Annotated in this window: 19 protein-coding genes; 18 read left to right on the top strand and 1 reads right to left on the bottom strand. The window is 69.9% G+C overall.

Annotated elements, in window-relative coordinates; all coding sequences use genetic code 11:
* Positions 1 to 12: 12 nt before the first annotated feature.
* From NIE79_RS19400 to NIE79_RS19320, 17 genes are all read left to right on the top strand, one after another.
* The gene (locus NIE79_RS19400) at positions 13 to 237 is read left to right on the top strand and encodes a hypothetical protein (RefSeq protein ID WP_238679899.1); all 225 of its coding nucleotides are present in this window, start codon (positions 13 to 15) and stop codon (positions 235 to 237) included.
* Between the two features lie 139 nt (positions 238 to 376).
* Entirely contained in the window at positions 377 to 1,654 is a 1,278-nt protein-coding gene (locus tag NIE79_RS19395) for a geranylgeranyl reductase family protein (RefSeq protein ID WP_238679898.1), read from the top strand.
* A gap of 135 nt (positions 1,655 to 1,789) precedes the next feature.
* Positions 1,790 to 2,155 carry an NADH-quinone oxidoreductase subunit A gene (locus NIE79_RS19390; protein ID WP_007454588.1) on the top strand — a complete coding sequence of 122 codons (366 nt, stop codon included), beginning with the start codon at positions 1,790 to 1,792 and terminating at the stop codon, positions 2,153 to 2,155.
* A gap of 14 nt (positions 2,156 to 2,169) precedes the next feature.
* Complete coding sequence (locus NIE79_RS19385) at positions 2,170 to 2,847, top strand: NuoB/complex I 20 kDa subunit family protein (RefSeq protein ID WP_030486262.1); 678 nt, start codon at positions 2,170 to 2,172, stop codon at positions 2,845 to 2,847.
* Positions 2,844 to 3,581, top strand: a complete 738-nt coding sequence (locus tag NIE79_RS19380; protein ID WP_238679897.1) for an NADH-quinone oxidoreductase subunit C — start codon at positions 2,844 to 2,846, stop codon at positions 3,579 to 3,581. Before NIE79_RS19385 ends, NIE79_RS19380 begins: the two co-directional genes overlap by 4 nt.
* Positions 3,578 to 4,903, top strand: a complete 1,326-nt coding sequence (locus NIE79_RS19375) for an NADH-quinone oxidoreductase subunit D (RefSeq protein ID WP_238679896.1) — start codon at positions 3,578 to 3,580, stop codon at positions 4,901 to 4,903. The genes NIE79_RS19380 and NIE79_RS19375 overlap by 4 nt, the downstream gene beginning before the upstream one ends.
* A complete protein-coding gene (nuoE, locus tag NIE79_RS19370; RefSeq protein ID WP_238679895.1) occupies positions 4,900 to 6,096 on the top strand; it encodes an NADH-quinone oxidoreductase subunit NuoE in 1,197 nt (398 codons plus the stop codon). Before NIE79_RS19375 ends, nuoE begins: the two co-directional genes overlap by 4 nt.
* Positions 6,093 to 7,409 (top strand): NADH-quinone oxidoreductase subunit NuoF, encoded by a 1,317-nt coding sequence (gene nuoF, locus NIE79_RS19365; RefSeq protein ID WP_238668747.1) that lies wholly within the window; start codon positions 6,093 to 6,095, stop codon positions 7,407 to 7,409. Before nuoE ends, nuoF begins: the two co-directional genes overlap by 4 nt.
* Positions 7,409 to 9,916: an NADH-quinone oxidoreductase subunit G gene (locus NIE79_RS19360; RefSeq protein ID WP_238679894.1), complete on the top strand. Its 2,508-nt coding sequence runs from the start codon at positions 7,409 to 7,411 to the stop codon at positions 9,914 to 9,916. Before nuoF ends, NIE79_RS19360 begins: the two co-directional genes overlap by 1 nt.
* Before the next feature lie 31 nt (positions 9,917 to 9,947).
* On the top strand, positions 9,948 to 11,300 hold the full coding sequence (nuoH, locus tag NIE79_RS19355) for an NADH-quinone oxidoreductase subunit NuoH (protein ID WP_238679893.1): 1,353 nt from the start codon (positions 9,948 to 9,950) through the stop codon (positions 11,298 to 11,300).
* Between the two features lies 1 nt (position 11,301).
* On the top strand, positions 11,302 to 11,943 hold the full coding sequence (gene nuoI / locus NIE79_RS19350) for an NADH-quinone oxidoreductase subunit NuoI (RefSeq protein ID WP_238679892.1): 642 nt from the start codon (positions 11,302 to 11,304) through the stop codon (positions 11,941 to 11,943).
* Positions 11,940 to 12,710: an NADH-quinone oxidoreductase subunit J gene (locus NIE79_RS19345; protein ID WP_238679891.1), complete on the top strand. Its 771-nt coding sequence runs from the start codon at positions 11,940 to 11,942 to the stop codon at positions 12,708 to 12,710. Before nuoI ends, NIE79_RS19345 begins: the two co-directional genes overlap by 4 nt.
* 58 nt (positions 12,711 to 12,768) lie before the next feature.
* Positions 12,769 to 13,086: an NADH-quinone oxidoreductase subunit NuoK gene (gene nuoK / locus NIE79_RS19340; protein WP_088951135.1), complete on the top strand. Its 318-nt coding sequence runs from the start codon at positions 12,769 to 12,771 to the stop codon at positions 13,084 to 13,086.
* 12 nt (positions 13,087 to 13,098) lie between these two features.
* Positions 13,099 to 15,024 (top strand): NADH-quinone oxidoreductase subunit L, encoded by a 1,926-nt coding sequence (nuoL, locus tag NIE79_RS19335; protein ID WP_238679890.1) that lies wholly within the window; start codon positions 13,099 to 13,101, stop codon positions 15,022 to 15,024.
* A 64-nt stretch (positions 15,025 to 15,088) separates the two neighbouring features.
* A complete protein-coding gene (locus NIE79_RS19330) occupies positions 15,089 to 16,624 on the top strand; it encodes an NADH-quinone oxidoreductase subunit M (RefSeq protein ID WP_238679889.1) in 1,536 nt (511 codons plus the stop codon).
* Positions 16,621 to 18,174, top strand: a complete 1,554-nt coding sequence (nuoN, locus tag NIE79_RS19325) for an NADH-quinone oxidoreductase subunit NuoN (RefSeq protein ID WP_238679888.1) — start codon at positions 16,621 to 16,623, stop codon at positions 18,172 to 18,174. Before NIE79_RS19330 ends, nuoN begins: the two co-directional genes overlap by 4 nt.
* 90 nt (positions 18,175 to 18,264) lie before the next feature.
* Positions 18,265 to 19,350, top strand: a complete 1,086-nt coding sequence (locus NIE79_RS19320) for a polyprenyl synthetase family protein (protein ID WP_238679887.1) — start codon at positions 18,265 to 18,267, stop codon at positions 19,348 to 19,350.
* Here the strand turns inward: NIE79_RS19320 and NIE79_RS19315 are convergent.
* The gene (locus NIE79_RS19315; protein WP_238679886.1) at positions 19,326 to 20,552 is read right to left on the bottom strand and encodes an MFS transporter; all 1,227 of its coding nucleotides are present in this window, start codon (positions 20,550 to 20,552) and stop codon (positions 19,326 to 19,328) included. The two genes, NIE79_RS19320 and NIE79_RS19315, sit on opposite strands and share 25 nt — an antisense overlap.
* Positions 20,553 to 20,706: 154 nt before the next feature.
* Between NIE79_RS19315 and NIE79_RS19310 the strand changes: the two genes are divergently transcribed.
* Entirely contained in the window at positions 20,707 to 21,489 is a 783-nt protein-coding gene (locus tag NIE79_RS19310; protein WP_238679885.1) for an IclR family transcriptional regulator, read from the top strand.
* Positions 21,490 to 21,564: the final 75 nt, after the last annotated feature.

Below are 21,564 nucleotides of genomic sequence, written 5' to 3'. Positions count from 1 at the left end.
ACGCTCGATCGCATGACCGGAGCAGACCCGGCGGACCCGGTGGCCGCCACCGACGACGACGCGGCCGAACTCATCGCCCAGTTGCGCGAGTTGGCCGGGGCCGACCCGGTGGAGGTCCGGCAGGTGGTCGCCGAGGTGTTGGCGGCACTGGACCGGGCGGCGGGCGGGGCGCTCCGCGAGCATCTACCGGAGACAATTCGGGTCGACGCGGGCCTGGACGCCGCCAGCTCGGCCTGACACCTGACTGCTGTGGACGGTGATGAGCTGTCACATCGGCGAGTTAGGTACCCCTGATCCTGCGCTGGTATGACGCCGGTCATACACTCGTCCCGTCTGGCTTGTGAAGCATTTCACGAGCGTGCGGGAGGAGGCGCGAATGACCGCGGTGGAACATGACGCCGACGTCATTGTCGTGGGCGCCGGTCCCGGTGGATCAGCGACTGCGTACCACCTGGCCCGGCACGGCGTACGGGTGCTGTTGTTGGAGAAGACCGAGTTCCCCCGGGAGAAGGTCTGCGGCGACGGGTTGACCCCGCGCGCGGTGCGCCAGCTCATCCGGATGGGTGTGGACACCTCGCCCGAGGCCGGCTGGCTGCACAACCGCGGCCTGCGGGTCATCGGCGGCGGGGTGCGCCTCGAACTGGACTGGCCGGAGCTGGCCAGCTTCCCGAACTACGGTCTGGTGCGTACGCGTCTGGACTTCGACGACCTGCTCGCCCAGCGGGCGGTGGCCGCCGGCGCGAAGCTGCGGACCAGCGTCAACGTGCTGGGCCCGGTGCTCGACGGCGATGGCCGCGTCACCGGAGTCGAGGCGGAGGTCGGGCCGGGCAAGGAGCCCACCACCTTCCACGCCCCGCTGGTCGTCGCGGCGGACGGCGTCTCCGGCCGGTTCCCGCTCGCGCTCGGGCTGGCCAAGCGGGAGGACCGGCCGATCGGTGTGGCCGTCCGCCGCTACTACAACTCGCCGGCCAAGCACGAGGACAACTACCTGGAGTCCTGGCTGGAGCTACGCAGCAAGGACAGCGGCGACAACCTGCTGCCCGGGTACGGCTGGATCTTCGGCCTCGGTGACGGACGGGTCAACGTCGGGCTCGGCGTGCTCAACTCGTCCTCGGCGTTCGGCAAGACCAACTACCGCCGGCTGCTCACCGACTGGCTCGCCAACACCCCGGAAGACTGGGGAATGACCGACGAGACCAACGCCGACGGCCCGATCCTCGGCGCCGCGCTGCCGATGGGCTTCAACCGGGTGCCCCACTACACCCGGGGCGTGCTCCTGGTCGGCGACTCGGGCGGCATGGTCAACCCGTTCAACGGTGAGGGCATCGCGTACGCGATGGAGTCCGGCGAACTGGCCGCCGAGGTCATGGTCCAGGCACTCGCCCGGCCGGCCGGCCCGGAACGGGAGCGCGCTCTGCTGGCGTACCCGAACGAACTGAAGGCCCGGCTCGGTGGTTACTACCGGTTGGGCGGCATCTTCGTGAAACTCATCGGTCGCCCCGAGATCATGCGGATCGCCACCAAACACGGCATGCCGCACCCGACGCTGATGCGTTTCGTGCTCAAGCTGTTGGCCAACCTGACCGACCCGCGTGGCGGGGACGCGATGGATCGGGTCATCAACGCGATGACGAAGGCCGCCCCAGCCGTATAAGTAGGACGGCATCGGCGCTGGTCACAGCCCCGACGCTGACAAAGATCGACCCCCGCCGACTGCCACTGCGAGGGACGTGAATAGTGTGATTTTCGTCAAGCACCGAGGGCAGGGAAGGACGAGCAGGAGAAAACGATGTCGCTCTCGCCTTACGCACCGATCATCGGGCTGTTCGCCCTCGCCGCGGCGTTCTCGCTGTTTTCCGTTGGCGCCGCCCGCTTCGCCGGTCCCCGTCGCTACAACAAGGCCAAACTCGAGGCTTACGAGTGCGGCATCGAGCCCAGCCCGCAGCCGGTCGGCGGCGGGCGGTTCCCGATCAAGTTCTACCTGACGGCGATGCTCTTCATCGTCTTCGACATCGAGATCATCTTCCTCTACCCCTGGGCGGTCTCGTTCGACGCTCTGCCGATCTTCGGCTTCGTGGAGATGGTCCTGTTCATCGTCGCGGTCTTCGTTGCGTACGCCTACGTGTGGCGGCGCGGCGGCCTGGACTGGGACTGAGGAAGGAACGTCAGATGGGCATCGAGGAGAAGCTTCCCGCCGGCGTCCTGCTCACCTCGGTGGAGAAGCTGGTCAACTGGTCTCGGAAGTCGTCCGTGTGGGGCGCCACCTTCGGCCTGGCCTGCTGCGCCATCGAGATGATGGCCGCCGGTGGTCCGCACTACGACATGGGCCGCTGGGGCATGGAGGTCTTCCGGGCGTCGCCCCGGCAGGCCGACCTGATGATCGTGGCCGGCCGGGTGAGTCAGAAGATGGCCCCGGTGCTGCGCCAGATCTACGACCAGATGGCCGAGCCACGCTGGGTGCTCTCGATGGGCGTCTGCGCCAGCAGCGGCGGCATGTTCAACAACTACGCCATCGTGCAGGGCGTCGACCACGTGGTGCCGGTCGACATGTACCTGCCCGGCTGCCCGCCCCGGCCAGAGATGCTCATCGACGCGATCCTCAAGCTCCGCGAGAAGATCATGTATGAGCCGCTCGGCCCGAACGGTCGCAAGATGCTCGCGGCCCGCCAGGAGCGCGGCGACGTCCCGGTAGTGCCCTACGGCTCGATGCCCTCCTCGTACCGCAGCGACAAGGCCCGGCGCGCCGAGTGGACCCGGGCGGTCCGTGAGGGCCGCGAGGAGCAGCTGCGCATCGAGAACTGGATGAACGCTCAGAACCACCTCCACCCGCAGGCAGGCCCGAAATGACGTCACCCACGGACAAGCCAAACGACGGCGGCGTGCCGCTGCCGGTGGTGCCGGCCGGCGCCACCAGTGGTGCCCCCGCCGAGTTCCCGCCGGCCAGCCCGGCGGGTCGCGGGATGTTCGGCAACCAGGGCAGCGGCGACGTGTCCGGCTACGGCGGTCTGGTCCGCCAGCGCCAGCCCATCGAGGAGGCGTCCCGGCCGTACGGGGGCTACTTCGACGAGGTCCGCGACGCGCTGGAAGAGGCGTACCCGGCCTTCAACGACGCGATCGAGAAGGTGGTCGTCGACCGGGGTGAGCTGACCCTGCACGTACGCCCGGAGCGGATCGCCGAGGTCTGCCAGGTGATGCGGGACGACCTGGCGCTGCGGTTCGAGCTGTGCTCCTCGGTGTCCGGTGCGGACTACCTGGGCGCCGACGAACGCCGGCTGCACGTGATCTACCTGCTCACCTCGATGACGTACCGGCGGCGGGTCCGGCTGGAGGCCGCCGTCTCCGTCGAAGCCCCGCACCTGCCCAGCGTGACCGCCATCTACCCGACGGCGGACTGGCAGGAGCGCGAGGCGTACGACATGTTCGGCATCGTCTTCGACGGCCACCCGAGCCTGACCCGGATCCTCATGCCGGACGACTGGGAGGGCCACCCGCAGCGCAAGGACTACCCGCTCGGCGGCGTCCCCGTCGAGTACAAGGGCGCGGAGATCCAACCGCCGAACGAGCGGAGGTCGTACCAGTGACGACGTCGAACTACGCCAGCGAGCGCGAGACCGACGAGGGCCGGGTCTTCACCGTCACCGGTGGGGACTGGGACACGATCGTCGCGGGCACCGACCCGATCAACGATGAGCGGATCGTGGTCAACATGGGTCCGCAGCACCCGTCCACGCACGGGGTGCTGCGGCTGATCCTGGAGCTGGAGGGCGAGACGGTCCGCGAGGCCCGCTCGGTCATCGGCTACCTGCACACCGGCATCGAGAAGAACCTCGAATACCGCAACTGGGTTCAGGGCTCGACGTTCGTGACCCGGATGGACTACCTCGCCCCGATCTTCAACGAGACGGCGTACGCCCTCGCCGTCGAGAAGCTGCTCGGCATCACCGACGACATCACCGAGCGGGCCACCACTATCCGCGTGCTGATGATGGAGCTCAACCGGATCTCGTCGCACCTGGTCTGGCTGGCCACCACCGGCATGGAGCTGGGCGCGATCTCGATCATGCTGTACGGCTTCCGTGAGCGGGAGTACATCCTCGACATCTTCGAGACCATCACCGGCCTGCGGATGAACCACGCGTACGTGCGGCCGGGCGGTGTGGCGCAGGACGTGCCGGACGACGCGATCGTCAAGATCCGCGAGTTCCTCAAGATGATGCCGAAGAAGCTCAAGGAGTACGAGGACCTTCTCTCCGGCCAGCCGATCTGGACCGAGCGGACGAAGAACGTCGCGGTGCTGGACGTCACCGGCTGCGTGGCGCTCGGCATCACCGGCCCGGTGCTGCGCTCCGCCGGCCTCGCCTGGGACCTGCGCAAGACCATGCCGTACTGCGGCTACGAGACGTACGAGTTCGACGTGCCGACCCACCCCGACGGTGACGTGTGGGGTCGCTACCAGGTCCGGCTCGCCGAGATCCGAGAGTCGATGAAGCTGGTCGAGCAGGCGCTGGACCGGCTCCGTCCGGGCCCGGTGATGGTCGCCGACCGCAAGATCGCCTGGCCGGCGCAACTGGCCATCGGCGTGGACGGCATGGGCAACTCGCTGGAGCACGTCGCGAAGATCATGGGTCAGTCGATGGAGTCGCTGATCCACCACTTCAAGCTGGTGACCGAGGGCTTCCGGGTTCCGCCCGGCCAGGTGTACGTCGCCATCGAGGCGCCCCGCGGCGAGCTGGGCGTCCACGCGGTCTCCGACGGTGGCACCCGGCCCTACCGGGTGCACTACCGGGAGCCGAGCTTCGTCAACCTCCAGGCCCTCCCGGCGATGGCCGAGGGCGGTCTGATCGCCGACGTGATCGCCGGCGGCGCCTCGTTGGACCCGGTGATGGGTGGTTGTGACCGATGACTGTTTTCACTGACGAGACCCGGGAGCGGGCGCGCGAGATCATCGCCCGTTACCCGGCGGACCGGTCCCGCTCGGCGTTGCTGCCGCTGCTGCACCTGGTCCAGGCCGAAGAGGGGTACGTCTCCCCGGCCGGGGTCACGTTCTGCGCCGAGGTGCTGGGGCTGAACAAGGCCCAGGTCGGCGCGGTGGCCACCTTCTACACGATGTACAAGCGCAAGCCGACCGGTGACTTCCTGGTCAGCGTCTGCACCAACACCATGTGCAATGTGCTCGGTGGCCAGGAGGTCTACGACACCCTCGCCGAGCACCTGGGCGTCGGGCACGACGAGACCACAGCGGACGGCACGATCACGCTGGAGCACGCCGAGTGCCTGGCGGCGTGCGACTACGGCCCGGTGATGACCGTCAACTACGACTTCTTCGACGGCGTGGACGCCTCCACAGCTGTCGGTGTCGTCGACGAGCTGCGCTCCGGCGGTCGGCCGATGCCGACCCGGGGCGCCCGGCTCTGCACCCTCAAGGAAATGGCGGTGCAGCTCGCCGGTTTCGCCGACGAGCGCGACGGTGCGGTCGCCGACGGCGGGCCGGGCGAGCCCACCCTGCGCGGGCTGCGGCTGGCCCAGCAGCACGGCGTCTCGGTGCCGGGCTTCGACCCGAACACCCCGATCCGCAGCAAGGCCGAGGCCGACAAGGCCGCCGCCGAGGCGAAGGCGAAGGCGGAGGCCGCCAGGCCGGCGCCCGTCGAGGCCAGCGCGGCGCCGGTCAAGGGTGGCGACGGGGCGTCCGCCCCGACGGGTGCGGCCGGGGTCGCCGAGACGGCGAAGCCGGCAACTGCCACCGAGACGGCGAAGCCGGCAGACGCGAGTGGCAGCACCACGCGGGACGTCAAGGCACCGGACGACAAGTCGCCGCAGGTGCGTACCGCCGAGACCCGGCAGCCGGACGCGGGCACCGCGGTGCCGGATGCCCCCGGCACCAAGGTCCCCACGGACGGCACCGGCACCGCGCCCGAAGCTGGCGACGCACGGGCGGCCGAGGCCGCCGGTGTGGCGGCCAACGCGCCGGCCGGCGACGGCAAGCCCGCCGGCGACGAAGCCGGGGCGCAGGAGCGCAACCTCACCGAAGCGAAGGCTGGCACGGACGCCGACGGCGCCGGACCGGCGGACGCGAACGAAACGGGGGCCCAGAAGTGACCACTCCCCGCCCGGAGACGCTGGCCAAGCTGACGCCGGTGCTGACCAAGCGCTGGCTGTCGCCGGACGCCTGGCGCATCGGCACGTACGAGCAGCTGGACGGCTACGCCGCACTGCGCAAGGCGCTCAAGGCCCACCCGGACGACCTGATCCAGCTGATCAAGGACTCCGGGCTGCGCGGTCGGGGCGGCGCCGGCTTCCCCACCGGCCTCAAGTGGGGCTTCATTCCGCAGGGCGACGGTAAGCCGCACTACCTGGTGGTCAACGCCGACGAGGGCGAGCCGGGCACCTGCAAGGACCTGCCGCTGATGACCCACGACCCGCACGCGCTGGTCGAGGGCGTCATCATCGCGTCGTACGCGATCCGGGCCGCCCGCGCCTACATCTACATCCGGGGCGAGGCGGTGCACGCCGCGCGTCGGCTGCGCAACGCCGTCCAGGAGGCGTACGACAAGGGTTACCTGGGCCGGAACATCCTGCGCAGCGGCTACGACCTGGAGTTGGTGGTGCACTCCGGCGCCGGGGCGTACATCTGCGGCGAGGAGACGGCGCTGCTGGACTCGCTGGAGGGGTTCCGGGGTCAGCCCCGGCTGCGCCCGCCGTTCCCGGCCACCCACGGCCTGTACGCGAGCCCGACGGTGGTGAACAACGTCGGCACCATCGCCAGCGTGCCGCCGATCGTGCTCGGTGGGGCCGACTGGTGGAAGAGCATGGGCACCGAGAAGTCCTCCGGGCCGATGATCTATTCGCTCTCCGGTCGGGTCGTCAACCCGGGCCAGTACGAGTGCTCGATGGGTGTCACGCTGCGCGAGTTGCTGGAGCTGGCCGGTGGCATGCAGCCCGGCCACAACCTGCGGTTCTGGACCCCGGGCGGCTCGTCCACCCCGCTGCTCGCCGCCGAGCACCTGGACGTGCCACTGGACTTCGAGGGGGTGGCGGCGGCCGGCTCGATCCTGGGCACCACTGCCACCCAGATCTTCTCCGACCAGGACTGCCCGGTCTATGCGACGTACCGGTGGCTGGAGTTCTACCACCACGAGTCGTGCGGCAAGTGCACCCCGTGCCGTGAGGGCAACTACTGGATGGTCCGGGTCTACCGGCGGATCCTCGCCGGTCAGGGCACCCACGAAGACCTGGACACCCTGCTGGACACCTGCGACAACATCCTCGGCCGCTCGTTCTGCGGTCTGGGTGACGGCGCGACCAGCTCGGTGACCTCCTCGCTGCAGTACTTCAAGCAGGACTACCTCGACTACATCGAGGGTCGGACCGCACCCAAGCTGTCGGAGAAGACCCTGGTAGGGGCGCACTGATGACCGACGTAGCCAAGCAGACCGAGACCGTCACCCTCACCATCGACGGCGTCGAGGTCACCGCTCCCAAGGGGACGCTGCTGATCCGGGTCGCCGAGCAGATGGGCACCGAGATCCCCCGGTTCTGCGACCACCCGCTGCTGGCTCCGGCCGGCGCGTGCCGGCAGTGCCTGGTCGAGGTGGAGGGGCAGCGCAAGCCGGTCGCCTCCTGCACCCAGGCCGTCGCCGACGGCATGGTCGTGCGTACGCAGATCACCTCCCCGGTGGCCAAGAAGGCGCAGGAGGGGGTGATGGAGCTGCTGCTGCTCAACCACCCGCTGGACTGCCCGATGTGTGACAAGGGCGGCGAGTGCCCGCTCCAGAACCAGGCGATGTCCACCGGCCGCACCGACTCGCGCTTCCACGAGCACAAGCGGGAGTACGAGAAGCCGATGGCGATCAGCAGCCAGGTGCTGCTGGATCGCGAGCGGTGCGTGCTCTGCCAGCGCTGTACCCGGTTCTCCGAGGAGATCGCCGGCGACAAGTTCATCGACCTGATGGGCCGGTCGTCCGCCGAGGAGATCAACATCTACCGGGACGACGCGTACGGCGAGGAGGGCGACGCCGGGGACGTCCCGTTCAACTCCTACTTCTCCGGCAACACGGTGCAGATCTGCCCGGTGGGCGCGCTGACCGGTGCCCAGTACCGCTTCCGCGCCCGCCCGTTCGACCTGGTCTCCAGCCCGAGCGTCTGCGAGCACTGCTCGGCCGGCTGCGGGCAGCGCACCGACTGGCGGCGCGGCAAGGTGCTGCGCCGGCTGGCCGGCGACGAGCCGCAGGTCAACGAGGAGTGGAACTGCGACAAGGGTCGCTGGGGCTTCCAGTACACCCGGGCCGCCGACCGGCTGACCACTCCGCTGGTCCGCGACGAGCACACCGGTGAGCTGCGCGAGGCGTCCTGGAGCGAGGCGCTCACCGTCGCCGCCGAGGGGCTGCACATCGCCCGGGAGAGCGGGCAGGGCACCGCGGTGCTCACCGGCGGCCGGCTGACCGTCGAGGACGCGTACGCGTACGCCAAGTTCGCCCGGGTCGCGTTGAACACCAACGACATCGACTTCCGGGCCCGCCCGGTCTCCCGCGAGGAGGCCGACTTCCTGGCCAGCTCGGTCGCCGGGGTCACCGACGTCACCTACACCGACGTGGAGAACGCGCCGGCGGTGGTGCTGGTCGGCCTGGAGCCTGAGGAGGAGTGCCCGATCCTCTTCCTGCGGCTGCGCAAGGCGTACCTGAAGAAGACCCTGACGGTGTACGCGCTGGCGCCCTTCGCCACCCGCGGCCTGGAGAAGCTCGGTGCCAAGCTGGCCCGGGTCGTGCCGGGCGAGGAGGCCAGCGTGCTCGCCGAGCACGCCACTGTCAGCGAGGCGCTGAGCGCACCGGGCGCGATCCTGATCGTCGGTGAGCGTCTGGCCAGCGTGCCGGGTGGGCTTTCCGCCGCAGCGGACGTGGCCCGGCGTACCGGCGCGAAGCTGGCCTGGGTGCCGCGGCGCGCGGGTGACCGCGGCGCTGTCGACGCGGGCTGCCTGCCCAACCTGCTCCCCGGTGGACGCCTGGTCACCGAGCCGGCTGCCCGGGCCGAGCTGGGTGAGGCGTGGGACATTCCGGCCGGAGTGATCCCGAGCCAGGCCGGTCGGGACACCGACGGCATCCTGACCGCCGCCGCCAACGGGCAGCTCGGCGCGCTGGTCGTCGGCGGTGTCGACCCGGCCGACCTGGCCGACCCGCGACTGGCCGAGTCCGCGCTGGACGCGGTGCCGTTCCTGGTCAGCCTTGAGCTGCGCGCCAGCGCGGTGACCCGGCGGGCGAACGTGGTGCTGCCGGTTGCCCCGGTGGCCGAGAAGGCCGGCAGCTTCCTGGACTGGGAGGGTCGGCTTCGCCCGTTCGAGGCGGTGCTGAACACCGCCGCGATGACCGACGGCCGGGTGCTCGACGCGCTGGCCGCGCTGCTCGACGTGCAACTCGGCACTGCCGACGTGCCGAGCGTGCGTCGCGAGCTGGGCATGCTGCCGGCGACGCGGATGTCCCGGCCGGCCGCGCCGTCGGTCGCACCGGGCCGGGTGCCGCAGCCGAACGCCGGTGAGGCCGTGCTGGCCACCTGGCACCAGCTGGTGGACCTCGGCACCCTGACCGAGGGCGACGAGAACCTCGCCGGGACCGCCCGCCCGCCGGTGGTCCGGCTGGGCAAGGGCACCGCCGAGGCGCTCGGTGTGGTCGACGGTGACGCGGTCACTGTCGGCACCGACCGGGGGGCGCTGACCCTGCCGGCGGAACTCACCGAGATGCCGGACGGCGTGGTCTGGCTGCCGACCAACTCACCCGGCTCGACAGTGCGGCGCAGCCTCGGGGCGACGTCCGGCGCTGTCGTCCGGATATCCGTCCCCGCACCGAGTACGGCCATCCCGGCCGGACGCGTGGCGGCCGACGAGACCGGTCTCCCGGGTCCGCTCCTCAACTCCGGGGGTAACCAGTGAGCCTCGCAGTCGCGAACGAAAGGTGGGCACAGTGAGTCCGTCCTTCCTCGCCCAGGATCCGACGCTGGCCGACTTCGGCCGGGATCCGTGGTGGCTGGTTCTCGGCAAGGTTGTCTTCGCGTTCGCCTTCGGTCTGCTGGCCACCCTGCTCGGCGTCTGGTTCGAACGGCGCGTGGTCGGTTACATGCAGGTGCGGCCCGGCCCCAACCAGGTCGGCCCGTTCGGCCTGCTGCAGACCCTCGCCGACGGCCTGAAGATGGCCTTCAAGGAGGACATCCTCCCGAAGGCTGCCGACAAGGTCGTCTACTTCTTCGCCCCGACCATCTCGGTGATCTGCGCGGTCACCGCCCTGTCGGTGGTGCCCTTCGGCCCGATGGTGAGCATCTTCGGTCACCACACGCCGTTGCAGGTCACCGATGTGCCGGTGGCGGTGCTGCTGCTGCTCGCCTGCTCTTCGATGGGCGTCTACGGCATCGTGCTGGGTGGCTGGGCCTCCGGCTCGACGTACCCGCTGCTGGGCGGTCTCCGGTCGAGCGCCCAGATGATCTCCTACGAGGTCGCCATGGGGCTCAGCATCGTGGCGGTCTTCATGACCGCCGGCACGATGAGCACCAGCGGGATCGTCGCCGCTCAGGGCGACGGCACCCAGCTGACCATCTGGGGCCAGACCATCCCGGCGCCGGGATGGTACGCGATCCTGCTGCTGCCGAGCTTCATCATCTTCTTCATCGCCACTGTGGGTGAGACCAACCGGGCGCCGTTCGACCTGCCCGAGGCCGAGTCCGAGCTGGTCGCCGGCTTCATGACCGAGTACAGCTCGCTGAAGTTCGCGCTCTTCATGCTCAGCGAGTACGTCGCGATGGTGACCATGTCCGCGGTCACCACCACGCTGTTCCTGGGCGGTTGGCGAGCACCCTGGCCGATCACCATCTGGGAGGGCGCCAACTCCGGTTGGTGGCCGATGCTCTGGTTCTTCGGCAAGGTGATCGCGCTGGTCTTCGTCTTCGTGTGGCTGCGTGGCACGCTGCCCCGGCTGCGGTACGACCAGTTCATGCGGCTCGGCTGGAAGGTGCTGCTGCCTATCAACCTGGTCTGGATCCTGGTCCTGTCGGGCCTGCGCTCCATCGAGGACTGGGACACCCGCGGCAAGGTGATCGCCGTCGGCATTCCGGCCGGCATCCTGCTGATCGCCACGATCTTCTGGCCCAGCCGGAAGCCGAAGCCGACGCCGACGACGCAGGAACAGGTCGACAACCGGCCGCACGGGAGCTTCCCGCTGCCACCGATGGATCTTCAGGTACCACCGAGCCCGCGTATCACGCGCGTGGTCGCCGAGCGGGAGCCGGCCAACATCGTTGCCGGCTCGGACTCCAGGGAGGTGTGACGTGGGCGCGATCACCGGAACGTTCAAGGGATTCGGTGTCACCTTCTCGCACATGTTCAGGAAGGTCGTCACCACCGACTACCCGTTCAAGCCGCCGGTGTCGGCGCCGCGCTACCACGGGCGGCACATCCTCAACCGGCACCCGGACGGCCTGGAGAAGTGCATCGGCTGCGAGCTGTGCGCCTGGGCCTGCCCGGCGGACGCGATCTACGTCGAGGGTGGCGACAACACCGACGAGCAGCGCTTCTCGCCGGGTGAGCGGTACGCCAGCGTCTACCAGATCAACTACGCCCGCTGCATCTTCTGCGGGCTGTGCATCGAGGCCTGCCCGACCCGGTCGCTCACCATGAGCAACGAGTACGAGCTGGCCCGGGACAACCGGCAGGACCTGATCTTCACCAAGGAGCAGTTGCTCGCGCCGTTGCTGGAGGGCATGGAGCAGCCTCCGCACCCGATGCGGCTGGGTGACAGCGAGAAGGACTACTACGTCGGCGCGCTGGACAACCCGGGCACCTCCGCCGGTGCGGAGACGTCCCCGATGGGCCCCGGCCGCTACCAGGTCGAGGAGCACCCCGGCGTGACGTTCCCGGGCGCCGAGCAGGCCGCCCAGCGCGTGGCGGCCGGCAAGGGAGAGGAAGCATGACCACGTCTACGGTGCTCGCCGCGGCGAATTCGGTCTCCACCGGCGAGGCGGTCACCTTCTGGATCCTCGCCCCGCTCGCGCTGATCGGCGGGATCGGGATGGTGGCCGCTCGCAACGCCGTGCACTCGGCGCTGTGGCTGGTGCTCACCATGCTCTGCCTGGGCGTGTTCTACGTGCTCCAGGCCGGTCCGTTCATCGGCATGGTGCAGATCATCGTCTACACCGGCGCGATCATGATGCTCTTCCTCTTCGTGCTGATGCTGGTCGGTCGGGACTCCACCGACTCGCTGATCGAGACGCTGCGCGGCCAGCGGGTCGCTGCGATCGTGCTCGGCCTGGGCTTCGCCGGCCTGGTCGGCACCGGCCTCTACCAGGCACTGGACCGGACCACCACTGCCGGTCTGGAGCAGGTCAACGCCGAGGGGAACGTGCAGGGCATCGCCCGGCTGCTGTTCACCAAGTACGTCTTCGCGTTCGAGCTGACCTCGGCGCTGCTGATCACCGCAGCGGTCGGTGCCATGGTGCTGGCCCACGTCGAGCGACGGAAGCAGGACAAGGTCGATCAGGTGTCGACAATGAAGGCGCGCTTCGCCCCGGGCAACTACCCCGGCCCGAAGCCGGGCCCCGGCGTCTTCGCGACCTCCTCCTCGGTGGCCACCCCGGCCCGGCTGCCCGACGGCCGCCTGACCGACCGCAGCACCCCGGCGATCCTTCCGCAGCGCGAGCTGACCGCCGAGGAGACGGCCCTGAAGGGTACGGACCGGTGAGCGCGAGGAGTGCAGCGAAGCGGAGCCTCGCAGTCGCGAACGGAAGGCAAACCAAGTAATGGGAACGTTCTTCTCGGTCGAGCCGACCTACTACCTCGTCCTCGCCGCGGTGCTGTTCACCATCGGCGCCGCCGGGGTGCTGATCCGGCGCAACGCGATCGTGCTGTTCATGTGCGTGGAGCTGATGCTCAACGCCGCCAACCTGACGCTGGTCACCTTCAGCCGGATCAACGGTGACCTCAACGGCCAGATCATGGCGTTCTTCGTGATGGTGGTGGCGGCGGCCGAGGTCGTGGTCGGGCTCGCGATCATCATGTCCATCTTCCGGACGCGACGCTCGGCGAGTGTCGACGACGCCAACCTGCTCAAGTACTAGAGGGGTCCACCGGTGGAAGAGACTGTCGAATACGCCCAGGCCACGGGGCTGCTTGGGGGCGTCTGGCTGCTGGTGGCGATCCCGCTGGTCAGCGCGGCCATCCTGCTGCTGCTCGGCCGCCGGGCCGACCGCTGGGGGCACTGGTTGGGCGTCGCCGCCATCGGCGCCGCGTTCGTGCTCGGCCTGAGCTTCTTCTTCCAGCTGCGGGGCCTGGAGAACAAGTCGGTCGAGCTGAGCCTCTGGGACTTCATCGCTGTCGGTGACCTGCGCGTCGACTTCGGCCTGCTCTTCGACCCGCTGGCCGCGGTCTTCGTACTGCTGATCACCGGGGTGGGTTTCCTGATCCACCTGTACGCGGTGGAGTACATGTCGCACGACGCGGGCCGTCGTCGGTTCTTCGCGTACTTCAACCTGTTCGTCGCGGCGATGCTGCTGCTGGTGCTCGGCAACAACTACGTGATGCTGTACTTCGGCTGGGAGGGCGTCGGTCTGGCGTCGTACCTGCTGATCTCCTTCTGGACCGAGCGGCCGAGCGCGGCCACCGCCGGCAAGAAGGCGTTCCTGATGAACCGGGTCGGCGACGCCGGCCTGGCCATCGGCATCTTCATCATGTTCGCCACACTGGGCACCACCCAGTACGACGAGGTGTTCAACGGTGTCGGCGCGCTGACCGGCACCACGGTGCTGGTCCTCGGCCTGTTGCTGCTCCTCGGCGCCGCCGGTAAGTCCGGCCAGTTCCCGCTCCAGGCGTGGTTGCCCGACGCGATGGAGGGCCCGACGCCGGTGTCGGCGCTCATCCACGCCGCCACAATGGTCACCGCGGGCGTCTACCTGATCGCCCGGTCCAACCCGATCTTCTCCGCCAACTCGACGCTGCAACTCGTGGTGGTCAGCGTCGGCGCGCTCACCCTGCTGATCGGCTGCATCATCGGTGCCGCCAAGGACGACATCAAGCGGGTCCTCGCCTGGTCGACGGTGAGCCAGATCGGCTACATGTTCCTCGGTGTGGGCCTCGGCGGCGCGGCGTACGCGCTGGCCATCGTGCACCTGCTGGCGCACGGCTTCTTCAAGGCCAACATGTTCCTGGGCGCCGGCTCGGTCATGCACGGAATGAAGGACCAGGTCGACATCCGCCGCTTCGGTGGGCTGTCCAAGTACATGAAGATCACCTGGCTGACCTTCATGATGGGCTGGCTGGCCATCATCGGCATGTTCCCGTTCTCCGGCTTCTTCTCCAAGGAGCCGATCATCGTGGCCGCCTTCGAGCGGGAGGACTGGACCGCCTGGCTCTTCGGTGGTGCGGCGCTGCTCGGCGCCGGGCTGACCGCGTTCTACATGACGCGGCTGTTCGTGCTCACCTTCCACGGTCCGAAGCGGTGGACCGAGGACATCGAGCACCCGCACGAGTCGCCGAAGCTGATGACCATCCCGCTGATCCTCCTGGCGGTCGGGTCGGTCGGCGCCGGCTTCCTGCTCGCCACGTCCGTTCCGGACTGGCTCACGGAGACCGCCGGGCTGGGCGGCGAGCACGCGGAGCACGCGGCGGTCCTCTCGCACACCGTGATCACCATCCTGTCGCTGTTGGTCACGGTGCTCGGCGCCGGGCTCGCCTGGTTCCTGTTCCGGGCCGGCACGGCCACCGCGCCGCAGCCGGCCGGGGTGCTGGTCACCGCCGCCCGGCGCAACCTCTACACCGACACGGTCAACGAGGCGGTCTTCGAGAAGCCGGGCATCTTCCTCACCCGGGCGCTGGTGTACCTCGACAACCGGGGCATCGACGGGCTCGTCAACGGGCTCGCCGCCGCTGTCGGCGGGGGCTCGGGTCGCCTCCGCCGGATGCAGACCGGCTTTGTCCGCTCGTACGCCACCTCGATCCTGGCAGGTGCGCTGCTGGTGATGGCGGCGTTCCTGGCGGTGCAGGCGGGGTGGTTGGCGTGATCGACCTCAATACGCCCGCCCCCGCCGGCGGACCACGCATCCACGACGGAGGTAAGGCCGCATAATGTCCAACTTCCCGTTCCTCTCGGTGCTCACCGTGGCGCCGCTGGTGGGCGCCCTGGTGGTGGCCTTCCTGCCGCGCCACCGCCCGGAGCTGGCCAAGCAGGTGGCGTTCGCCTGGTCGCTGCTCGTGCTGGTGCTGTCGGTGGTGATGTGGGTCAGCTTCAACGCCGGTGGTGACCGGTTCCAGTTCCGCGAGTCGTACTCGTGGATTCCGAACTGGGGGGTCAGCTTCACGTTCGCCGCCGACGGCATCGCGCTGGTGATGCTGATGCTGATCGCGGTGCTGGTGCCGTTGGTGATCCTGGCGTCCTGGCACGACGCCGAGTCGTCGAAGCGGTCGGTGCCCGTCTATTTCGCGCTGCTGCTGGTCCTCGAATGCACGATGATCGGCGTCTTCGCGGCCGCCGACGTCTTCCTGTTCTACGTGTTCTTCGAGGTCATGCTGGTGCCGATGTACTTCCTCATCGGCAGCTACGGCGGCCACCAGCGGCAGTACGCGGCGGTGAAGTTCTTCCTCTACTCGCTCGTCGGCGGTCTGTTCATGCTGGCCGCGGTGATCGGCCTCTGGGTGGTCGGCGGGAAGACCTTCGACTGGCAGGCGCTCTCGCAGGTCGACATCAGCACCGGCACCGAGCGGTGGCTGTTCCTCGGCTTCTTCCTCGCGTTCGCCATCAAGGCGCCGTTCTTCCCGTTCCACACCTGGCTGCCCGATGCCGGTGGCGCCGCCCCGGCGGGCGCGGCGGCGCTGCTCGTCGGCGTGCTGGACAAGGTCGGCACCTTCGGCATCCTGCGCTACTGCCTGCCGCTGTTCCCCGAGGCGTCGAAGTGGTTCGCGCCGTGGGCGCTGGCCCTGGGCGTGATCGGCATCGTCTACGCCGCGCTGCTGGCGGTCGGCCAGAACGACCTCAAGCGGCTGGTGTCGTACACCTCGATCGCGCACTTCGGCTTCATCGGGGTGGGCATCTTCGCCTTCACCACCCAGGCCGGCACCGGCGCGGTGCTCTACATGCTCAACCACGGGCTGGCCACCGGCCTGCTCTTCCTGGTGGTGGGCATGTTGATCTCCCGGCGTGGTTCGTCACTGATCAGCGACTTCGGTGGCGCCGGCAAGCTCGTCCCGGTGCTCGCCGGGGTGCTCTTCTTCGCCGGTCTCGCCTCGCTCGCGCTGCCCGGCACGGCGCCGTTCATCTCCGAGTTCCTGGTGCTGATCGGGACCTTCACCGTGAACAAGCCGGTCGCTGTCATCGCCACGCTCGGCATCATCCTGGCCGCCGCGTACGTGCTGTGGATGGTGCAGCGCACCACCCAGGGCACCCTCAACCCGGCGCTGAGCGAGGTCGACGGCATGCGCCGGGACCTCAACCTGCGCGAGAAGGTAGTGGTCGCCCCGCTGATCGCGCTGATCGTGCTGCTCGGCTTCTTCCCCAAGCCGGTCACTGACGTGATCAACCCCGCCGTCCAGGCGACCATGGACGACATCGGCAGAACCGACCCGGCGCCGTCCGTGGGCGGCACCGTCCAGGAGGCGGCAAAGTGACCGAGTTGAAGCTGCCGTCGATCGACTACGCGGCGATCTCTCCGATCCTGATCATGCTGGGCACGGCGTTGCTCGGCGTGCTGGTCGAGGCGCTGGTGCCTCGTCGCTGGCGGCACGTGGTGCAGTTGACGCTGGCGCTGCTCGCGGTGCTCGCGGCGTTGACCATGGTGGTCCTCAGCGCCGACGAGCGGATCATCACCGCCGGCCAGGCCCTCGCGATCGACGGGCCGACGCTCTTCCTCCAGGGCGCGATCCTGGTGCTGGCCGCGATGGCGCTGCTGCTGATCGGTGACCGCTCGGTCGAGCGGGGCGGGGCCTTCGTCGCCCAGGCCGCGGTGACCGCCGAGTCGGCCGACGACCGGCGGCAGGCCGAGGGGCGCAACGGTCTGACCGAGGTCTACCCGCTGACCACGTTCGCGATCGGCGGCATGCTGATCTTCGTGGCGGCGAACGACCTGCTGACCATGTTCATCGCGCTGGAGGTCTTCTCCCTGCCGCTCTACCTGCTCTGCGCGCTGGCCCGTCGCCGGCGTCTGCTGAGCCAGGAGGCGGCGATGAAGTACTTCCTGCTCGGCGCGTACGCCTCGGCGTTCTTCCTGTTCGGCGTGGCCCTGATCTACGGCTTCACCTCCGGCATCCCGGGCCGGACGGCCGGCGTCGACTTCGCCACCATCCACGCGGCGGTGGGCGAGTCGCCGGCCAGCCCGGTGCTGCTCTTCGCCGGCATGGCGCTGCTCGCCATCGGTCTGCTCTTCAAGGCCGCGGCGGCCCCGTTCCACGTCTGGACCCCGGACGTCTACCAGGGCGCTCCGACCCCGGTCACCGGTTTCATGGCGGCCTGCACGAAGGTCGCCGCGTTCGGTGCCCTGCTGCGCGTCTTCCAGGTCGCGTTCGCCGACGCCAACTGGGACTTCACCCCGGTCCTCGGCGCGGTGGCGGTGCTGACCATGCTGGTGGGCGCGGTGCTCGCGGTCACCCAGACCGACATCAAGCGGCTGCTCGCGTACTCCTCGATCGCCAACGCCGGCTACCTGCTGGTCGGTGTGTTGGCGCCGAGCCGTGACGGGCTCGCCGGCACGATGTTCTACCTGGTCGCGTACGGCTTCTCGGTGCTGGCCGCGTTCGCCGTGGTGACGCTGGTCCGCGACGAGGACGGCGAGGCCACCCACCTGTCCCGCTGGGCCGGGCTGGGCCGGCGGTCGCCGTTCTTCGCCGCGCTGTTCACGTTCATCCTGCTGGCCTTCGCCGGTATCCCGCTGACCAGCGGCTTCACCAGCAAGTTCGCCATCTTCGGGCCGGCGCTGGAGGGTGGCCAGGCCTGGCTGGTGATCGCCGGTGTGCTGACCAGCATGGTGCTCGCGTTCCCGTACCTGCGGGTCGTGGTGATGATGTGGCTCTCCGAGCCGGGCGAGTCCACCCCGACCGTCACAGTGCCCGGTGGGCTCACCGCCGCCGCGCTGACGATCGGTGTGCTGGCGACCCTGGTGTTGGGCGTCGCCCCGGCGCCGCTGCTCGACCTGGCTACCGGAGCCGCCGAATTCGTTCGATGACCGAAGGATCGATCACCGGGGGTCGGCGCGTGTTCACGTGCCGGCCCCCGGTGCGTATCCCCGGGCCGGAGCAGGTCGAACGGGTGTGGCATGGTTGATAGCGTGGTGAAACCGGCGGGCGAGCGTTCAGGTGCCTCCGGCTCCGGCGGTCGACGGGGTCGGGCGAGCACGAGTCAGTTCGGCGCGCTTGGCCTCAATCTGTCCGATCCCCGTGTCGAGGCGTCCGTGCTGGGTCTGCTGGACACGGTCGAGGTCGAGTTGCGGGCCAGCGTGGCCAGTGCCGACCCGTTCGTCACCGAGGCGGCGCGGCACCTCGTCGAGGCCGGCGGGAAGCGGTTCCGGCCGTTGCTGGTGGCGCTCGGCGCCCAGTTCGGTGATCCGACCGGTGCGCAGGTGGTCCCGGCCGCCGTGGTGATGGAGCTCACTCACCTCGCCACCCTCTACCACGACGACGTGATGGACGAGGCTGCCGTCCGTCGGGGCGCGCCGAGCGCGAACTCCCGGTGGACCAACTCGGTCGCCATCCTGGTCGGTGACTACCTCTTCGCCCGCGCGGCGGACATCGCCGCCGACCTGGGCCCCGAGGCGGTCCGGTTGCAGGCGCGCACCTTCGCCCGGCTGGTGCACGGCCAGATCGCGGAGACCGTGGGGCCGCGCGCCGACGACGACCCGGTGGCCCACTACCTGAACGTGATCGCCGAGAAGACCGGCTCGCTGATCGCCACGTCCGCCCGCTTCGGCGGGATGTTCGGTGGTGCCGCCCCGGAGCACGTGGAGGCCCTCGCCGGATACGGCGAGACGATCGGTGTCGCCTTCCAGCTCTCCGACGACCTGCTGGACATCGCCTCCGAGTCGGTGCAGTCGGGCAAGACCCCCGGCACTGACCTGCGTGAGGGTGTCCCCACACTGCCGGTGCTCTACGCCCGCGAGGCGGACGACTCCGACGCGTCGTCGGTGCGGCTGCGGGAGATCCTGGCGACCGGCCCGTTGACAGACGACGCGCTGCACGCCGAGGCGTTGGGGCTGCTCCGGGAGAGCCCGGCGCTCAAGCGGGCCCGGGAGACCGTGCGCAGCTACGCCGAGGAGGCCCGCGCGCAGCTCGCCCCGCTGCCGCACGGCCCGTCCCGCAGCGCGCTCGAGTCGCTCTGCGACTACATCGCCGACCGCACCAGCTGATCCACGCCCCGGGCCGCTGCGGCGGCGCGGGTCAACAGCCGGCTACCGACGAGCATGAGGGCGGCGGCGAGCAGCATCGCCACGGCCGCGATGCTCCACATGGCCGGGTAGCCGAGGTGGGCGGCGAACGGGCCCAGGCTCAGCGGGCCGAGACAGCCACCCGCGTACACCCCGGTCTGGGTGATCGAGGTGGCGGCGGCCGGTGACTGTGGGTGGAGCCGGACCACAGCGAAGTTCATCAGGCCGGGCCAGGCCCAGCCCAGGCCGAAGCCGAGCACCACGCCGACCACCAACGGCACCGACCCGGTCAACGCGAGCAGGCCCAACCCGGCCGCGCCGACGAGCAGCATCGCGGCGATGAGGGCGACGTGACCGGTCTCGCGGCGATCGGCCAGCCAGCCGGCGCCCACCCGGGACACCACGCAGACCGCGCTGCCCAGGGTCAGGGTGAGGCCGGCGAGGCCCGGCGACAGACCCCGGGCGGCGGCGGAGTCCACCAGGAAGGTGCCCAGCGAGTTGGCCGCGCCCGAGGCCAACGTCGCCGCCGCGCCGATCACCACCAGCGCCGCCGTCGCCCGACCGGCGCGCGCGGCCCCGGCCCGCCGGGCCAGGCCGGGCAACTGCCGGGGAACGGCGGCCAGCGTCGTCAGCGCGGCCACGGCAGCGGCCACGAACGCCCAGCGCCAGCCGGCGGTGAGCGCGATGGTGGGCACCGCCACCCCGGCGAGCAGTGTGGAGACCGGGATGGCGGCCTGCTTGACACCGAACGACAGCCCCTGCCGCCGGGCCGGCACGTGCTGGGCCAGCGCGGTGTTGCTGGCCAACTGGCCGAGCGCGTTAGCGGCGGCGCTGAGTGCCAGCAGGCCGACCAGCACCGGGTACGACCGGGCGAAGGCGGCCACTGCCAGCATCGACCCGGCGGCCAGCAGGATGCCGCAGCGGGCCACCACTGCCGGCCCGTACCGCTCGACCAACCGCCCGGAGGGCACCGAGGCCAGCGCGCTGACCCCGAAGTAGACGGAGACGGCCAGGCCCAGCCCGGCCGGCGAGAAGCCGAGGTCGGTGCCCATCTGCACGGCGAGCCCGCCGAGCAGGAAGACGGGGAGCACGCAGGCCACTGTGGTGACGACTGCGCCGGCGCTGGCCCGGACCGGGTGGCGTTGGGCAGCGGCCGGATCGGGGGTATTGGAGGTGTCGGTCATCGTTCGGCAAACCTACGCGAGCCCCGCTCACAGCACTCCTGGTGACTGGCGGGGCACAAGCTGTGGATGACGATCTGGCATCCTCGACCCGAACAGGCATTTCGCACCGGGCCTGTTTTTCATATGGTGTAAGTCCCCGGCGGCGGAGGTGGTTGTGCGCGACCCCTTGGCAGAACCTTCGGACCTGATTCGCAGCGTGTCCCGAGCGCTACGGGTGCTGGAGTCGGTCGGTCGCGCCCCGAAGGGCCTGACCGTCAAGCAGATCGCCCGGCGCTGCGAGCTGACAGTGGCCACCACGTACCACCTGGTTCGCACCCTCGCCTACGAGGGCTACGTGATCCGTCGCGAGGACGGCACGTACATCGTGGGGTTGGAGGTGGCCGACCGGTACCGGGAGCTGGTGACGGCGTTCCGGGGCCCGCCGGCGGTCGGTGAGACGCTGCGGCGGGCCGCCCTGGACACCGGCTACAGCCACTACCTCGGCCGGTTCGTCGGCGGTCAGGTGGCCCTCACGGCGGTCGCCGAGGGGCACCGCTCGCCCTACCTGGAGGATCTGGTCCCCGGCTTCGACGAGGGGGCGCACGCGACAGCTCTCGGCAAGTCGCTGCTCGCCACCCTCACGACCGACCAGCGCTACCGCTATCTGCGCGAGTACGGCATGCGCCCGTTCACCACCGCCACGCTGACCACCACCGAGACCTTCGAGGCCGACCTCGCCGCAGGCGACCGGCGCGGCATGCAACTGGAGATGGGGCAGTTCCGGCAGGGCGTGGCGTGCGCCGCGGTGCTCGTCGCGCCGGACAAGGACATGGAGCGCCGCGTCGTGTTGGCCTGCGCGTTGCCGGCCAGCGAGATGATGACCTCCGCCCGGGTGGTACGCGCCAAGCTGCTCACAGTGGCCCGCAGCGTGGCCGACGGCATCGCCTCCGACAACTGACCGCCGAGAGGCCCTCTCCCGGGCTGGGAGAGGGCCTCTCGGGGCGGTCCAGCGCCGGACCGCCGGAGCAACGTC

It is taken from the genome of Micromonospora trifolii (assembly GCF_022229005.1).
Lineage (GTDB): Bacteria > Actinomycetota > Actinomycetes > Mycobacteriales > Micromonosporaceae > Micromonospora > Micromonospora trifolii.
This window is presented reverse-complemented; position numbering and strand designations above follow the sequence as displayed.

Bases quoted from the DNA above. Each gene is read 5' to 3' on its own strand.
- NIE79_RS19345 (WP_238679891.1), top strand. From the start codon at position 11,940: ATGACCACGTCTACGGTGCTCGCCGCGGCGAATTCGGTCTCCACCGGC.
- NIE79_RS19380 (WP_238679897.1), top strand. From the start codon at position 2,844: ATGACGTCACCCACGGACAAGCCAAACGACGGCGGCGTGCCGCTGCCG.
- NIE79_RS19360 (WP_238679894.1), top strand. From the start codon at position 7,409: ATGACCGACGTAGCCAAGCAGACCGAGACCGTCACCCTCACCATCGAC.
- NIE79_RS19320 (WP_238679887.1), top strand. From the start codon at position 18,265: ATGGTTGATAGCGTGGTGAAACCGGCGGGCGAGCGTTCAGGTGCCTCC.
- NIE79_RS19395 (WP_238679898.1), top strand. From the start codon at position 377: ATGACCGCGGTGGAACATGACGCCGACGTCATTGTCGTGGGCGCCGGT.
- nuoE (WP_238679895.1), top strand. From the start codon at position 4,900: ATGACTGTTTTCACTGACGAGACCCGGGAGCGGGCGCGCGAGATCATC.
- NIE79_RS19385 (WP_030486262.1), top strand. From the start codon at position 2,170: ATGGGCATCGAGGAGAAGCTTCCCGCCGGCGTCCTGCTCACCTCGGTG.
- NIE79_RS19315 (WP_238679886.1), bottom strand. From the start codon at position 20,552: ATGACCGACACCTCCAATACCCCCGATCCGGCCGCTGCCCAACGCCAC.
- NIE79_RS19390 (WP_007454588.1), top strand. From the start codon at position 1,790: ATGTCGCTCTCGCCTTACGCACCGATCATCGGGCTGTTCGCCCTCGCC.
- NIE79_RS19330 (WP_238679889.1), top strand. From the start codon at position 15,089: ATGTCCAACTTCCCGTTCCTCTCGGTGCTCACCGTGGCGCCGCTGGTG.
- nuoK (WP_088951135.1), top strand. From the start codon at position 12,769: ATGGGAACGTTCTTCTCGGTCGAGCCGACCTACTACCTCGTCCTCGCC.
- NIE79_RS19400 (WP_238679899.1), top strand. From the start codon at position 13: ATGACCGGAGCAGACCCGGCGGACCCGGTGGCCGCCACCGACGACGAC.